Genomic DNA, 15,089 nt, shown 5'->3' on the forward strand with positions numbered 1-15,089 from the left:
TGGCGAGGACTTGGGGCGCAAGCTATATTTCCGGCTCAGCAACAAGAGAGATCACCATGCCGAAAGCCTATTGGATCAGCGCGTACCGTGCCGTCAAGGACGCAGACAAACTGGCGGCCTATGCCAAACTCGCCGGTCCCGCCATCACCGACGGCGGCGGGCGCTTTCTGGCACGCGGCGTGCCGGCCAAGGTCTACGAGGCCGGCCTCGCCCAACGCACCGTGCTGATCGAGTTCGACAGCGTCGAGCAGGCCACGGCCACCCACGACAGCCCCGCCTACCAGGCCGCGCTGGCCGCCCTGGGCGATGGCGCCGAGCGCGATCTCCGGGTCATCGAAGGGGTCTGAGCGCGAGCGCATGCCGCGGCGCCGATGACTGCCGCCGACCTGCTCCCCGCCGCACTGTCGATCGGCTTCGACGGCCCGTCGCACGAGGTGGCGCGCCGGCTCATCGGCGTCACTTTGCTGGTCGATGGCGTGGGCGGCCGCATCGTCGAGACCGAGGCCTACGACAGCACCGAGCCGGCGGCCCACAGCTTCGGTGGCCCGCGGCCGCGCAACGTCGCGCTGTTCGGCCCCCCGGGCCACGCCTACGTCTACCGCTCCTATGGCATCCACTGGTGCCTGAACTTCGTCTGCCGCGAGTCAGGACACGGCGCCGGGGTGCTGATCCGCGCCTTGGAGCCGACCCACGGCCTGGCGCGCATGCGCGAACGGCGCGGCCTCGACGACCTGCGACTGCTGTGTGCCGGTCCGGGGCGGGTCGGCCAGGCACTCGGTGTCGACGACAGTTTCAACGGCAAGGCGCTCGATGCGCCCCCTTTCGCGCTGCTGGCACGGACCGGCGACCGGCCGCCGCTGGCGGTCGAGGTCGGGCCGCGGATCGGCATCTCGAAGGCCATCGAGCTGCCCTGGCGCTTCGGCGAGAAAGGCTCGCGCTACCTCAGCAAGCCGTTCCGTTCACCGGGCTGATCAATAGTCGGTGTCGCCGTACCAGGGCTTGGACCCCGGCCTCGGGTCGAAGCCCTTGCTGCCCTTGCGGATCTCGGCGTGGTGCAGTTCCCATTCGGTCCGCACGACATCGACCACGACCTTCAATTTCAGCCCGGACTGGATCCTTCGGACAGTGAAGGTGTAGGCTGATGGCCGCGCGATGTTCTCCTTCGCCAGCGCGATCGCCTCGCTGTCGCTGGGAGGGGTTTCAGCCGTGATGTCGACCGGACCGTTCTTGAATTCGTCCTTCGGCGTGAAGGTGAACACCGTGTCCTTGCCCAGGCGGCGGCTGGAGCCGAAAGTGAAGTCCTTCACGTTGATCTGCTTCGCCTGCGACCTGAGCAGGTCCAGTTCCTTGCCCTTGGATGGAAAGGCGCCGTCGTAGGCGACTTCCTGGCTCTGGTCGGTGGTGCGCCGGAGCTTCTTTCGCATCGCGGCCCAATCGGTGACGAAGGCGTATTCGGGCTTGGCCTTCATGCGCTTGAATGCGTCCTCGTCGGACAGCTTGCTCGCACCGGGCTCCTCGTAGAACGGGTCGGCCAGCGATTCGGTGCCGCCGCCATAGCGTTGGCCGTGGGTCGGCGCGATCACCCGAGCACTGCCGCCGAAGGCGGTGCGCACCTCGCCCAGCATCTCCTCGCTGCGCCCGAGGTTGCAGCCCCTGATCAGCACGTTGGTCCAGAAGCCCACCAGGTCCGGCTGAGGCGGGGTGAGGCCGCCGGCCGCGTTGGCCTTCTTGAGCTCCGCATACTCCACCTTGCCCGGCGTCGCATCCTTGGCATCCAGTGAGAACTGCAGGGTGCCGTCGGGGTGCGCGTGCGAGACGATGATCAGGTTGGCCACCGGCTTGCCACCGCTGTTGATGCGCTGGTTGATGCCGTCGAGGTCGCGCACGTCCTCCACCATCGTCGCGCCCGCATACTCGGCCTTGAAGAACTTCTTCGCTTCGGTATAGAACTTGTTGTCGCTCTTCCTGGCGTCCTTGCCCATGATGAAGACATAGTCGATGGCGCCGCGCGCCGTATCGACTCGCCCGATCTGAGCCTCGATCTCCTTCGCCAGCGCCGGGGCGTCGCCCTTGGCGACCCGCTGCAGCGCATCGTCGCCGGCGACGATGGTTCCGGTGGTCCTGGGTCCGCTGCCCTTGAAGTCGACGAAGACGCCCTTGCGGCCCTTGTCGTAGCGGCTGCCATTCAGTTCGAAATGCATGTCGAGCCCGTAGGCGTTGATCAGCCGCCAGACGACTTCGTGCACGGCGAAGGCCGGCTTGCCCGAGGCCAGGGCCCGCTTCGCCAGCGCCGCGAGCGTCGTCTCCTCCTTGGTGATCGCGACGGCTTCGTCGGGATCGCGCGCCCGGCGCTGGAGTCGGATCGGCACGGCGGAGGCGCCGCGTTGCTGGACGACGTGGGCCAGTTCGTGGGCCAGCAATCGACGCCCGTCGCCGGCGTCGTCCGCGCGCCGGCCGGTGCCGAGCACGATGTCGCGGCCCACCGTATAGGCCTCCGCGTCGACCTCGTTCGCCGACTGCTCGGCCGCGGGCCCGGCGTGGATCCGCACGGACGAGAAGTCGGCGTCGAAGCGCCTTTCCATGTCGCGCCGCAGGACGGGCGCGATCGGGCTGCCGGCTTGCTGCAGCACCTGGTGCACGCTGGCCGGGGCCGCGCCCCACACGGGCCCGAAGGGCCTCGCGGCCGCCGCATGCGGCGGATCGAACGAGGGGCTTGCACGACGCATGGCGAGGATGGTGCCCTGATCCTCCTGGCCTCGCAAGGCCGGGGCGCGCGTGCCGCCTCCACCCTTCGGCGTATCCCCAGGCGGCGCGCCCGGGGCTAATATGCCGGTCGCTGTTCTCTCGTCGTCCGCCACTTCGTTCCGGAAGGGGTCGATCCATGTATGCGCCGCAGGTCCGAAGATCCGCCAGCCGGACGGCGTGGCCGATGGCCGCGCCGCTGCACGAAATGGTTCAGCGCAAACTCACGATCGGGGCGGTCGATGATCCGCTCGAGCACGAAGCCGACCGCATCGCCGAACAGGTCATGGGTGCGTCCGACAACGAGCTGTCGTTCACGCGGGCGTCATCGCGCATCAGCCGCGCCTGCGCCCGGTGCGAACGCGAGGAAGAGCAGGAGAAAGGGATGCTGCAGCGATCCCCCGAGCCGGGCGAGGCGGTCGCCGAATCGCTGTCCCAAGGCCTCGGCGCGACCGGCGGCGGCCGTGCCCTGCCCCCGACCACTCGCCTCTTCATGGAACGCCGGTTCGGCGCCGACTTCTCCGCCGTGCGCATCCATGCGGATGCCTCGGACAACGAGCATGCGCGGCAGCTGAACGCCCAGGCCTTCACGATCGGCAACCACATCCACTTTCGGCACGGCAAGTTCGACCCGGACCACCACGGCGGACGGCTGCTGCTCGCGCACGAGCTGGTGCACACGCTGCAGCAGGGCCACGCCACGCCGCGAGTGCAGCGCAAGACCGAGGCCGAATGGAAAACCGAGGCGACCGCGTTCGAGACCCAGATCCTGGCTGCGCCCGAATACAAGGCGCTGGACGGGGTGTCCAAGGGCAACGTCACCTGGATCATCGCGCAGGCCAGGACCAAGCCGCTCGGGGATGCCAAGGGCCAGCGTCTCTACTACCTCTTCAAGCTGTTGAAGGCGATCGCGACGCCCTTCGTCGGCACCTCGACGGGATCGGGCTACGGCTGCTCGCCGGACGTCGCCAAGCAGAACCGCGAGGTCGTCGACAAGGCCCTCAAGACCGAGGCGATCTGGGGCGGCGCCTACAGCGACGTCGACGAGCTCTCGGTCGCCTCGGCCACCAACATGGTCGAGAGGACCGGCGAGCAGGGCAAGAAGTACAAGGTGGACCGCAGCGATCCCAAGAACATCCGCGTGAAGATCAAGGTCAAGCTCAACGGCGCCCCGGACGAGGTGTCCAAGATCAAGGGCCTCGAGGATGCGATCGAGCGCTCGATCTCGATGACGACCAAGGGCTACTACGTCGACATCGTGTTCGTCGACAAGTCGGGGCCGGACGTGTTCGAGTTCACCGTCAAGTTCTGCGAATGGCCCAACTCGGGCAACTGGGCATCGAGCCCGGTGACGCTCTCGCACGAGGTCCATCATGCGCTGGGACTCGACGACCGCTACGACTACATCGAGACCCATTCGAGCCGGTCGAGCATGCGGCTCGAGATGCGGCTGAGCCTGTTCGTCCAGCAGATGAAGAAGACCGCCGGTCCGCGCGATGCCTTCAGCAAGATGGCCTACAACAACAATCCGCTGCTGGCCGAAGACGTCTGTGCCGTGGCTTTCCCGGCCGGTGCCGATCGCAACAAGTGCATCGAAGCACGCAAGAGCCTCGACCCGGCCAACGTGCCGCCCTGAGGCGCAGGCCTCTGACGGCATGGCGCTATGCCTATGGCCCACAGTCTATTGCGGTTCATGTTTCGCGCGGGTAATGTCGGCTCCCCTTCGGGCATCGATCCGTCGGCCTGGCGCGAGGCGCTGCCTCCAGGACCGCGCGTCGTGTCGATTTGCAACAAGGAGTGTCGACCATGCCTTCCGCACTGCTGTCCCCCGGCGTCTATATCGAGGAGGTGCCGAGCGGGGTGCGCACCATCACCGGCGTGGCGACTTCGGTCGCCGCTTTCATCGGCAGGACATCGCAGGGACCCGTGAGCGAGCCCGCGCTGATCACCAGCTTCGGCGACTTCGAGCGGCTGTTCGGCGGCGTGCAGATGGACTATCCACTGAGCTACGCGGTCCAGGACTTCTACCTGAACGGCGGCAGCCAGGCCATCATCGTGCGGTTGCAGTCGGGCGCGGTCGCCGCCTCGGCGGCGCTGGTCACGGGCGGCGCCAACGGCGAGGCGCTGGACCTCGTCGCGTCGAGTCCGGGCACCTGGGGCAATGCACTCAAGGCGATCGTCGACGACGCCACGCGCGACCCGACCGACACCACGCTCTACAACCTCACGATCACCCAGGCCGGCGGTGCCACGGAGAAGTTCCTGAACGTCTCCTCCAGCGCGGCCAGCCCGCGCTTCGTGGCCCGCGTGCTCGACAGCAGCTCGCTGCTCGCGAAGGTGGCGCTGGACAACACCGGCCATCCGATCGCGCCTGCCACGCGACCCCAGCCGGGCACCGTCGCACTGGCCGGCGGCGTCGACAGCGCCCATCTCGCGAACGCCGACTACCTTGGCTCCGCAAGCCTGAAGACCGGCATCTTCGCGCTCGACAAGGCCGACCTTTTCAACCTGATGTGCATCCCGCCGGACACCCGTGGCGGCGATACGGCCGCCGCGGTCTACCAGGCGGCGATGGCCTATTGCGCGACGCGACGCGCGGTGCTGCTGGTCGATCCGCTGGCCGCCTGGGGGCAGGTCAAGGAAACCGCGGCGGCGAAGGCCTCCGATCCGTCGACCGGCGTGGCCAGCCTGGGACTGACCGGCGACGCGGCACGCAACGCGGCGATCTTCTTCCCGCGCGTGATCAAGTCCGATCCGCAGCTCAACGGGCAGTCCGACGTCTTCGCGCCCTGCGGCGTGGTGGCCGGCATCATCGCGCGCACCGATGGCACGCGGGGGGTCTGGAAGGCGCCCGCCGGACTGGACGCAGCGCTCAACGGCGTGCAGGGCCTGCAAGCCAACCTGAGCGACGGCGACAACGGCGTGCTGAATCCGCTCGGCATCAACTGCCTGCGTTCGTTCCCGGTCTCCGGCCGCGTGATCTGGGGTTCGCGCACGATGCGCGGCGCCGACCTGCTGGCCGACGACTACAAGTACTTGCCGGTGCGCCGGCTCGCGCTCTACATCGAGGAAAGCCTCTACCGCGGCACGCAGTGGGTGGTGTTCGAGCCCAACGACGAACCGCTGTGGTCGCAGATCCGGCTCAATGTCGGGGCGTTCATGCAGAACCTGTTCCGCCAGGGCGCCTTCCAGGGCCACACGCCATCGGCCGCGTACTTCGTCAAGTGCGACAGCGAGACGACGACGCAGAACGACATCAACCTCGGCATCGTCAACATCCTGGTCGGCTTCGCACCGCTCAAGCCCGCCGAGTTCGTCGTCATCCGCCTGCAGCAACTGGCCGGCCAGATCGCCGCCTGAGGAGAAGACCATGGCCCAGTTCACCGTCAACACCTTTCGCGTCGACCCCTACAAGAACTTCAAGTTCAGGGTCAAGTGGGATGGCCGGTATGTCGCGGGCGTGAGCAAGGTCGGCATGCTCAAGAAGACGACCGAAGTGGTCAAGCACCGCGACGGCGGCGATCCCAGCACCTCGCACAAGTCGCCGGGGCGCACCGAGTTCGACGCCATCACGCTGGAGCGCGGCGTGACGCACGACCCCGAGTTCGAGAAGTGGGCCGGCAAGGTCTGGAACTTCGGCGGCGGCCTCGGCGCGGAAGTCTCGCTCAAGGATTTCCGCAAGGACATCATCATCGAGGTCTACAACGAAGCAGGCCAGAAGGTGATTGCCTACAACGTGTACCGCTGCTGGGTGTCCGAGTTCCAGGCCCTGCCCGACCTCGATGCCAACGCGAATGCGATCGCCATCCAGCACCTGAAGCTCGAGAACGAGGGCTGGGCGCGCGACACTTCCGTCACCGAACCGACCGAGCCGACCGTCAACGCCTGACCCTGGCCCTCCACCGCGCGTTTGCCATGGACACCCTGGCCGACTCCGACCTGCTCCACCTGTGGGAAACCATGCGGCGCCAGACGCTGCCGCGCCGCGCGGCCGCGCTGCTCGCAGTGGCGGCGCCGGACCTGGCGAGCGGTCGGTTGGCCGGGCTGAGCCTCGGCGAGCGGGAACGCCGGCTGCTGGACCTGCACGCGCATTGCTTCGGCGCCCGCCTCGCCTGCGTCGCGGACTGCCCGCAGTGCGGCGAGGCCTTCGAGTTCGAACTCGACGCGCGTGCGCTCGCGGCAGGATTGCCCGTGCCGGCCGAGGCCGCGCCGACGCGAACGGTCGAGGCCGGGGACTTGCGCGTCGAGATGAGATTGCCGACCGTGGCGGACAGCATCGCACTCGCCGACGAACACGACGTCCGGCATGCCTACAGCCGCTTGCTGGATCGCTGCCTGGCCTGCACGACGCGAACGGGCGAGGCCATGGCACCGCAGGCGCTGCCGCCGGCGCTGCTGGACGAAGCCGCCGCCTGGATGGAAGCCGCCGATCCGGCCGCGGAGCTGATGATCTCGATGGCCTGCCCGGCGTGCGATGCGGTTTTCGGCGAGCCGCTCGATCTCGCCGCCTTCTGCTGGGCCGAGGTCGAGGCCCGCGCGCCGCGCCTGCTCGCCGAAGTGGACGCGCTGGCCTCGCGCTATGGCTGGAGCGAGGCGGAGATCCTGTCGATGAGCCGCGTCCGGCGCGACGCCTATCTCGCACTGGTGCTGTCGTGATGGGCTACCTCGACCGTCTCGCCGCGCGACTCGTCGCGCCCCGGCCCCTCATCAGGCCGCGTCCCTTGTCGCGCTTCGAGGCTGTGGATCCGCTGAACGCGTCCATGGCGGAGCCTGGCATGGCCAGCGAGGACGAGGCCTTGCCTGCGCCCCCGGCGCGCACGCGACCGGCGCCTGTCGCACAAGACCAGGGCGACGAGAGCCAGCCGCTTGCGTCGTCCATGCGGACGCCGCGTGCAGGTGTCGCTGCAAGCCCGCAGGAACGGCGCCGCGCTTCTGTCATCCACGAGATCTCCGACCCGCCATCGGTCCAGCATGCTTCGCAGGAAGTTCCGACGCCTGCATCGCAGGGCGTTCGAACGACGCCAAGCGAAGGACCTGCTTCGGCGTCGGCCGAACGGCCGGCGTCGGTCCGTGCGGTCGCCACCGCAGTGCCCGCCACCAGCACGGCATCGCCGCGGCCGGACGCAGCGCCCATGCCCTCGCCTGCGCTGCCCGCCGCAGCCGAGCCGTCCCGCACGCCGGTCGCCGACATGGCGAGCCGCATCGCGCCGTGGCGAGCGCCGGTCGACGCCGCCGCACGGCCTTCGATCGACGCACGCACACCTGCCCCGGCCTCGACCGCCGCTGCCGCACCGAAACGCCGCGAGGCGGCGGCCGCGGCCGCCGACCCGTCCGCGGTGGTGCAGGTGACGATCGGACGACTGGAGGTTCGATCGTCCGAAGCGTCGCCGCGCCGGCCGTCGGCGAAGCCGGCGCGCGCCGCGCCGCGCATGAGCCTGCAGGACTACCTGCAGCGCCGTGCCGGAGGACCCGGGCGATGAGCAGTGCACTTGCCATCGCCAGCGTGACCCGCGGCCTGCGCGCATTGGTCAACCAGGCCCTGCAGGCTCCCCTGCCCGCCAACCTGCCGGCCGACACCGTGCCCACCACCCAGGTCCAGGTGACGACGCTGCCGCTCGACAAGGTGCGCAGCTTCTCGGCCAACGGCAACCTGCTCAACCTGTACCTCTACAGCACGGTGCCCAATCCGGCGCTGAGCAACGGCCTGCCGCCGCGCGGCGGCCCCGCCGGCGGCGAGCCGCCGCTCGCGCTCAACCTGCACTACATGCTCACGGCCTTCGGGCAGGACGACAACGAGCTGATCGCGCAGCTGCTCCTCGGCCGCGCGATGCTGGCACTGCATGACAACCCGCTGCTGATGCCGGCCGACCTCGCCGACGCCCTGGGCGCGGCCGACGTGCAGGGCCAGGTCGAGCGGGTGCGCATCACGCCGCATTCGCTCGGCTTCGAGGAGATGTCGAAGCTCTGGATGGCCTACCAGACGCAGTACCGCCTGTCGGCCGCCTACGAGGCCTCCGTGGTACTGATCGACAGCGCCCGGCCCGCGAAGATCGCGCCCCCGGTGCGCAGCGCGAGCATCGTCGTCGCGCCGCTGCGCACGCCGTCGATCGACCAGGTCACGCCGCAGGTCGCCGTGCCGGGTGCGACCATGACGCTCGCGGGCGCGAACCTGGGTGCCCCGGCGACGCAGGTCGTGGTGGCCGGCCTCCGGGTGGCGCCGTCGACGATCGCCGATCGCATGCTGTCCTTCACCCTTCCTGCCGGTGTCCCGGCGGGCGTCAACACCGTGCGGGTGGTGCAGGAAGTGCCGCTGGGCGCGCCGCCGGTGGTGCATCCGGGCGTCGGTTTCGAGTCCAACGCCGCCGCCTTCATGCTCAGCCCGAGCATCGCCGCGGCCTCGCCGATCAGCGTCGCACGCGGCGCGGTGCTGCAGCTGCCGGTGGCGCCGCCGGTCGGCCGCACGCAGCGCGCCGTGCTGCTGCTCGACGACGAGCAGGTCGCGTCGGCGCCGCATGCGCCGGGCGACCCCGACACCAGCAGCACGCTCTCGTTTCCGATTCCCGCCAACTTCGTCGCCCGCAGCTACCTGGCGCGGGTCATGGTCGACGGTGCCTGCAGTGCCCTGGTGACGGATGAAGCGCCCGGCAGTCCGACCCTCCACCAGTACGTGGGCCCGACGGTGACACTCACATGAACGCCGGCGCCACACCCCTGCAGAGCAACGAGCTGGCGCTCGGCGCGGCGCTCGCATGGCTGCGTGATCGGCTGCAGCGGTTGGCCGATCGCAGCGGGCCCGCGGCAGCGGTCGACGCGGACGAGCTCGTCGCGGTGCCGACCCTGGCCGTGCTCTCGCAGCGGCTGGGCCTGTCGGCGTTCGAGCGCAAGGTGCTGCTGCTGTGCGTCGCGGCGGCGCTCGACACCCGCATCGGCGGGCTCTGCGCGCAGGCGCTCGACGAACCCTCCCGGCCCTGGCCGAGCTTCGCGCTCGCGATGGTGCTGTTCGACGACCCCGCATGGGAGGCCCTTTCGCCCGACCGGCCGCTGCGCTACTGGCGCCTGGTCGAAGTACATGCCAGCGGCGCGACGCCGCTGACGATGAGCGCGCTGCGAGCCGACGACCGGATCGTCGACTACATCAAGGGCCTCAATCGCGCCGACGAGCGCATCGCGCCTTCGCTGCTGCCGATCGACACCGACGACCTGCAGGCGCTGCCGCCCTCGCAGCAGTCGGCGGTGGATGCGCTGCTGGCCTTCGTGCGCAGGTCGGCCGACGAAGGCAGCGCCCCGGCGCTGCAGCTGACCGGGATCGACGTCGCCAGCAAACAGCTGGTGGCGGCCCATGTCGCGGCCGGGCTGGGGCTGCGCCTCGAACGCGTCGGGCTGTCCGCGCTGCCGGCGCAGGGCGCCGATCTCGAGGCCTGGTGCCGGCTCTGGCGGCGCGAATGCCTGCTGATGCCGCTGGCGCTCTACATCGATGCGCACGACGTGCCCGCCGGCGAGTCGTCCGACGCGAGCGCGGCCGTGCTGGGGCGGCTGCTCGACCGGCTGCACGCGCTGGCCTTCGTCGCCACGCGGGACGCCCATGCGCTCGGCGCCGGCGGCCGCGACGGGCTTCTCGTGACGGCGATCGAGAGGCCCAGCGCCACCGAACAGACCCAGGCCTGGCTCGACCTGCTGGGCGAATCGCGCGAGGCGCTCGCGTCGCGGCTGGCGAGCCAGTTCAACTTCAATCTGCCGCAGATCGCGTCGATGGCGCGCAGCGCCGGGCGCGCGGCCGGCGACGACGGCGACAGCGGGGATGACAGCCTCGCCTCGGCGCTCTGGACCGCCTGCCGCCAATGCGCGCATTCGAAGATGGACCTGCTCTCGCAGCGTATCCGGCCCAAGGCCGAATGGGGCGACATCGTGCTCCCCGCGGAGGCGCTGTCGCTGCTGCACCAGATCGTGGCCCAGGTCGCCCTGCGCCGCCGGGTCTACGGCGACTGGGGCTTCGAGCGCAAGATGAGCCGCGGCCTGGGGCTCAGCGCGCTGTTCCACGGCGAGAGCGGGACCGGCAAGACGATGGCGGCCGAAGTCATCGCCAACGCGCTCGCGCTCGACCTCTACCGCATCGACCTCTCGGCGGTGATCAGCAAGTACATCGGCGAGACCGAGAAGAACCTGCAGCGCATCTTCGATGCGGCGGAAGACGGCGGCGGCATCCTGTTCTTCGACGAGGCCGACGCGTTGTTCGGCAAGCGCAGCGAGGTGCGCGACAGCCACGACCGCTACGCGAACATCGAGACCAACTACCTGCTCCAGCGCATCGAGGCCTTCCGCGGCCTGGCGATCCTGGCGACCAACCTGAAGGGCTCGCTCGACGCGGCCTTCATGCGGCGGCTGCGCTTCGTCGTTCCCTTCACCTACCCCGGGCCGCACGAGCGCGCGCTGATGTGGCAGCGCGCCTTTCCCGCGGACACGCCGGTCGAAGGGCTCGACCCGGCGCAGCTCGCAAGGCTCGACTGCACCGGCGGGAGCATCCACAGCATCGCGTTGAACGCCGCCTTCCTCGCCGCCCACCGCGGCGGCAGCGTGACCATGGCGCTGGTCCACGAGGCCGCGCGCAGCGAGCTCCTCAAGCTCGGGCGGCCGATCCACGAAGCGGATTTCCGGCCCGCGGCCGTACAGGGAGCACACGCATGAAGATCGAGCTGCACATCGACCGGCTGGTCGTCGACGCGGGCAGCGGTGCCGCGGTCGATCGCGAGCGGCTGGCGCAGGCGGTGTCGCAAGCGCTGGCGCAGCGCATCGAAGCCGGGGCTTCACGCCAGCCGGCCGTCCAGCAAGGACCTGCCGTGGGGCAGCGCATCGAACAGCGCATCGCCGCAGCGGTGCACCAGGCGCTGCCGCCCGCGGCGCGCGGAGGCCGGCCATGAGCGGCTTCCCAGGCTCGCCTCGGCTCGTGAAGGGCGCGATCGTCGGCATCGATCCGTTCAACCCGCTCGCGAGCATCATCAGCTTCCAGTACAACCCCGACACCATGACGCGCCAGATCGAGGCGCAGACCACGCGCTCGGACGATGGCGATCGTGGCGAGGCGCTGCGCCTGAAGGGCGCACCGGTCGAGACCATCTCGCTCGACGTCGAGATCGACGCCACCGACCAGCTCGAGCAGGCCAACCCGCTGGCGGTGAGCTCGGGCATCTATCCGCAGCTCTCGGCGCTCGAGATGCTGGTCTATCCGAAGAGCAGCCTGGTCATCGCCAACACGATCCTGCTGGCGGTCGGGACGATCGAGATCATTCCGCCGGCCGCCCCCTTCACCCTGTTCATCTGGGGGCCGCAGCGGGTGCTGCCGGTTCGCATCAGCACCTTCTCGATCACCGAAGAGGCGTTCGACGTCAACCTCAATCCGACCCGCGCCAGGGTGCAGCTGGGCCTTCGGGTGCTGAGCTACAACGACCTGCCCATCACGCATCCAGGCTATGCGCTGTTCCTTGCGCACCAGGTGGCCAAGGAGACGATGGCCACGCTCAACACGGTCGGCAATGCGTCGGCGTCGGGTTCGCTGTCGTTCAGCGGCGGCGTCAGCACGGGGATGTAGACCATGGCCACGACCAGCCGCTATGCCAACCTTCCGGTATTGACCCACACGGACCCCGGCGGGCGCGCCGTGAGCTATTTCGGGCGCCGCTTCCTGCCGGCGGGCAGCGCGATGCCGCTGGTGATGGGTGTCACGGTCACGCAGGGCGACCGGCTCGACCTGATCGCGGCGCGCACCTTCGGCGATCCGGAGCAGTACTGGCGCATCTGCGATGCCAACGATGCGCTCGATCCCTTCGAACTCACCGCGACGATCGGCCGCGTGCTGCGCATCGCATCGCCCCAGTTCTGAGCCATGGACTTCCTCGGCATCCACCTGACCCTGCTGATCGGCCCTTCGGTGCCGCTGCCGGCGCCCGTGGACCTGATGGAGGCGCTCGAGGAGGTGGAGGTCCATACCGGCGACGATCGATCGGGCTTCCAGATCCGCTTCCAGGTTGGGCGGTCCGGGCCCGCCGACCTGCTCGACTACGCCCTGCTCGCCAGTCCCCTGCTGCAGACCTGGAACCGGGTCATCGTGATCGTGACCTTCAACGCGACGCCGCGGGTGTTGATGGACGGCTTCGTGACGCAGCGCGAGTTCTCCGCCAGCAACGAGCCCGGGCGCTCGTTCGTCACGCTGACCGGCGACGACGTGAGCGTCAAGCTCGACCTCGAGGAGAAGAGCGCCGAGCATGTCGGCCTCGACGACGGGCTGGTCGCGCTGAAGCTCATCGGCAGCTATGCCGAGTACGGCCTCATTCCGAACCTGATCCCGCCGCCGGTGATCGATCCGCCGCTGCCGATCGACCGGGTGCCGGTGCAGCTGCGCACCGACCTCGAACACTTGCGCTTCCTGGCGCTGCGTCACGGCTATGTGTTCTACATCGTGCCCGGCCCGGTGCCGATGGCCAACACCGCCTACTGGGGGCCGCCGGTTCGCGCCGGCCTGCCACAGAGCGCGATCACGGTGAACATGGGGCCGAACACCAACGTCCGCGATTTCAGCGTCCACAGCAACGGCCTCGGGCCGACCCAGGTGAGCGGCAAGGTGCAGGACCGCCTGACCAACCAGGCGCTGCCGGTGCGGCTGTTCGCGAGCTTGCGGCCGCCGCTGGCCGCCCTGCCCGCCTGGCTGGTGAACCAGCCGAACGTGCGCACGACCCGGTTCCGCGAATCGGGCGTCGATGCGATGCAGGCCTATGGACGCGCGCAGGCGCTCGTCGAAGACTCGATGGACCTGGTGGTCGCCAACGGCGAGCTCGATGCCCTGCGCTACGGCGACATCCTGCAGCCGCGCGGCGTGGTGGGCGTGCGCGGGGCGGGCTACCTGCACGACGGGCTCTGGTACGTGAAGAATGTCAGGCACCGCATCCGCAAGGAAAACTATTCGCAGTCGTTCACGCTGGCGCGCGAGGGCTGGGGATCGACTGTCCCGGTGGTGCGAACATGACTCCGTTCTACGGCAAGTACCGCGGCAAGGTCGAGAACAACGTCGATCCGATGATGCTCGGGCGGGTGCAGGTCAGCGTCGCCGCGGTCCTCGGTGACGGCACGCTGTCGTGGGCCCTGCCCTGCGCACCCTACGGCGGCTCGGGCGTGGGCTTCTTCGCCGTGCCGCCGGTCGGCGCCAACATCTGGGTCGAGTTCGAGGGCGGCAATCCCGAGCAGCCGATCTGGAGCGGCTGCTTCTGGGGCGCGGGCGAGGTGCCGGCAATGCCGGCCGTGGCCGAGATGAAGGTATTCAAGACCGATTGCATCAGTCTCCAGATGAGCGACCTGCCCGGCGTGGGCGGCTTCATCCTGGAGGTCAGTCCGCCGGCGGTCGCGGTGCCGCTCAAGCTCACGCTCGATTCGGACGGCATCAAGCTCGCCATGGCCGCGTTCAGCATCGCGATCGGTGCCACCGGCGTGTCGATCAACGACGGTGCGCTGGAGGTGATCTGATGCCCGGCTTCCTGCTCGACCAGACCTCGGTGGTGACCTGCATGCACGCGGGGCAGGCGAAGGCGACCGCGCCCTTCCCGCGCGTCACTCTGAACAAGCAGGCGGTGGTGACCCAAGCCGCGGGCTACATGGTCTCGGCCTGCCCCTTCAATATCTCGGGTTCGCCGACCCCGTGCGTGAGCGCGGCCTGGACGACGGTCGCGACCCGCGTCAAGGCCGGCGGCGCACCGGTTCTGCTGGTCGACAGCCGGGCCCAGTGCGTGCCCAACGGCACCGGCGTGCTGGTCGCGCCTTCGCAAGTCCGCGCGAAGGGAATGTGATGCAGCTCGACTATCCCTACGGATTCGACGCCCAGGGCCGCACGGCACAAGCCGCCGGCGACGACCATATCCGTGACCTGATCGAGCAGGTGCTGTTCACGGCGCCGGGCGAGCGCGTGAACCGGCCGACCTTCGGTTGCGGGCTGGCGCAGCTTCTCTTCTCGCCAACCAGCCCCGAACTGGCGACCGCCACGCAGTTCCTGGTGCAGGGTGCGCTGCAGCAGTGGCTCGGGGACCTGATCAAGTTCACCGGCGTGCAGGTGGAGAGCGTGGAGAGCACGGTGACAGTGACGGTGCAGTATGTGGTGCTTGCGACGCAGCAGCGCATGTCTGCCGAGTTCACTCGGGGGGGTGGATAGCATGCGTCTTGGTTTTTTAATTCCGGGAACGAGGGGGCGAGCTCACGCCGACGGTGTGCTCTGCTCCGCGAATGTCCCCCGCCCTTCGGGCTCCTCCTTTATTTCGCTGCGCAGAGCACACCATCGGCGTGAGCTTTCACGGCAGTCGTTCATTGGCTGG

General features: G+C 69.2%; 17 protein-coding genes. 16 read left to right on the top strand and 1 reads right to left on the bottom strand.

The genetic code is table 11. From position 1 onward, the window contains the following. Positions 1-56 precede the first annotated feature (56 nt). Positions 57-347: a DUF1330 domain-containing protein gene (locus QTI68_RS31575; RefSeq protein WP_286527226.1), complete on the top strand. Its 291-nt coding sequence runs from the start codon at positions 57-59 to the stop codon at positions 345-347. A gap of 24 nt (positions 348-371) precedes the next feature. Continuing rightward, positions 372-971, top strand: coding sequence for a DNA-3-methyladenine glycosylase (locus tag QTI68_RS31580; RefSeq protein ID WP_286527228.1), 600 nt, complete (start codon positions 372-374; stop codon positions 969-971). On the opposite strand, the gene QTI68_RS31585 is transcribed toward QTI68_RS31580, so the two are convergent. Further along, positions 972-2,858: an eCIS core domain-containing protein gene (locus QTI68_RS31585; RefSeq protein WP_286527230.1), complete on the bottom strand. Its 1,887-nt coding sequence runs from the start codon at positions 2,856-2,858 to the stop codon at positions 972-974. A gap of 71 nt (positions 2,859-2,929) precedes the next feature. Between QTI68_RS31585 and QTI68_RS31590 the strand changes: the two genes are divergently transcribed. From QTI68_RS31590 to QTI68_RS31655, 14 genes are all read left to right on the top strand, one after another. Further along, a complete protein-coding gene (locus tag QTI68_RS31590) occupies positions 2,930-4,378 on the top strand; it encodes an eCIS core domain-containing protein (RefSeq protein WP_286527232.1) in 1,449 nt (482 codons plus the stop codon). Between the two features lie 170 nt (positions 4,379-4,548). Further along, positions 4,549-6,102 (top strand): DUF2586 family protein, encoded by a 1,554-nt coding sequence (locus tag QTI68_RS31595; protein WP_286527234.1) that lies wholly within the window; start codon positions 4,549-4,551, stop codon positions 6,100-6,102. Positions 6,103-6,112: 10 nt separating this feature from the next. Further along, positions 6,113-6,631, top strand: coding sequence for a phage tail protein (locus tag QTI68_RS31600; RefSeq protein ID WP_286527235.1), 519 nt, complete (start codon positions 6,113-6,115; stop codon positions 6,629-6,631). 26 nt (positions 6,632-6,657) lie between these two features. Next, positions 6,658-7,398 (top strand): T4 family baseplate hub assembly chaperone, encoded by a 741-nt coding sequence (locus QTI68_RS31605; protein WP_286527238.1) that lies wholly within the window; start codon positions 6,658-6,660, stop codon positions 7,396-7,398. Between the two features lie 476 nt (positions 7,399-7,874). After that, complete coding sequence (locus QTI68_RS31610; RefSeq protein ID WP_286527240.1) at positions 7,875-8,222, top strand: hypothetical protein; 348 nt, start codon at positions 7,875-7,877, stop codon at positions 8,220-8,222. After that, complete coding sequence (locus QTI68_RS31615; RefSeq protein ID WP_286527242.1) at positions 8,219-9,436, top strand: Pvc16 family protein; 1,218 nt, start codon at positions 8,219-8,221, stop codon at positions 9,434-9,436. The genes QTI68_RS31610 and QTI68_RS31615 overlap by 4 nt, the downstream gene beginning before the upstream one ends. Beyond that, entirely contained in the window at positions 9,433-11,424 is a 1,992-nt protein-coding gene (locus QTI68_RS31620; protein ID WP_286527244.1) for an ATP-binding protein, read from the top strand. The genes QTI68_RS31615 and QTI68_RS31620 overlap by 4 nt, the downstream gene beginning before the upstream one ends. After that, on the top strand, positions 11,421-11,657 hold the full coding sequence (locus tag QTI68_RS31625; RefSeq protein ID WP_286527246.1) for a hypothetical protein: 237 nt from the start codon (positions 11,421-11,423) through the stop codon (positions 11,655-11,657). The genes QTI68_RS31620 and QTI68_RS31625 overlap by 4 nt, the downstream gene beginning before the upstream one ends. Continuing rightward, a complete protein-coding gene (locus QTI68_RS31630; RefSeq protein ID WP_286527248.1) occupies positions 11,654-12,325 on the top strand; it encodes a hypothetical protein in 672 nt (223 codons plus the stop codon). The genes QTI68_RS31625 and QTI68_RS31630 overlap by 4 nt, the downstream gene beginning before the upstream one ends. Positions 12,326-12,328: 3 nt before the next feature. Beyond that, positions 12,329-12,616: a LysM peptidoglycan-binding domain-containing protein gene (locus QTI68_RS31635; protein ID WP_286527250.1), complete on the top strand. Its 288-nt coding sequence runs from the start codon at positions 12,329-12,331 to the stop codon at positions 12,614-12,616. A gap of 3 nt (positions 12,617-12,619) precedes the next feature. Continuing rightward, entirely contained in the window at positions 12,620-13,756 is a 1,137-nt protein-coding gene (locus tag QTI68_RS31640) for a hypothetical protein (RefSeq protein WP_286527252.1), read from the top strand. Then, positions 13,753-14,250 carry a phage baseplate assembly protein V gene (locus QTI68_RS31645; protein WP_286527253.1) on the top strand — a complete coding sequence of 166 codons (498 nt, stop codon included), beginning with the start codon at positions 13,753-13,755 and terminating at the stop codon, positions 14,248-14,250. Before QTI68_RS31640 ends, QTI68_RS31645 begins: the two co-directional genes overlap by 4 nt. After that, the gene (locus tag QTI68_RS31650) at positions 14,250-14,570 is read left to right on the top strand and encodes a hypothetical protein (protein ID WP_286527256.1); all 321 of its coding nucleotides are present in this window, start codon (positions 14,250-14,252) and stop codon (positions 14,568-14,570) included. Before QTI68_RS31645 ends, QTI68_RS31650 begins: the two co-directional genes overlap by 1 nt. After that, complete coding sequence (locus tag QTI68_RS31655) at positions 14,570-14,929, top strand: GPW/gp25 family protein (RefSeq protein WP_286527258.1); 360 nt, start codon at positions 14,570-14,572, stop codon at positions 14,927-14,929. The genes QTI68_RS31650 and QTI68_RS31655 overlap by 1 nt, the downstream gene beginning before the upstream one ends. Positions 14,930-15,089 lie beyond the last annotated feature (160 nt).

The sequence above is a fragment of the Variovorax sp. J31P207 genome (assembly GCF_030316965.1).
GTDB lineage: Bacteria > Pseudomonadota > Gammaproteobacteria > Burkholderiales > Burkholderiaceae_C > Variovorax > Variovorax ginsengisoli_B.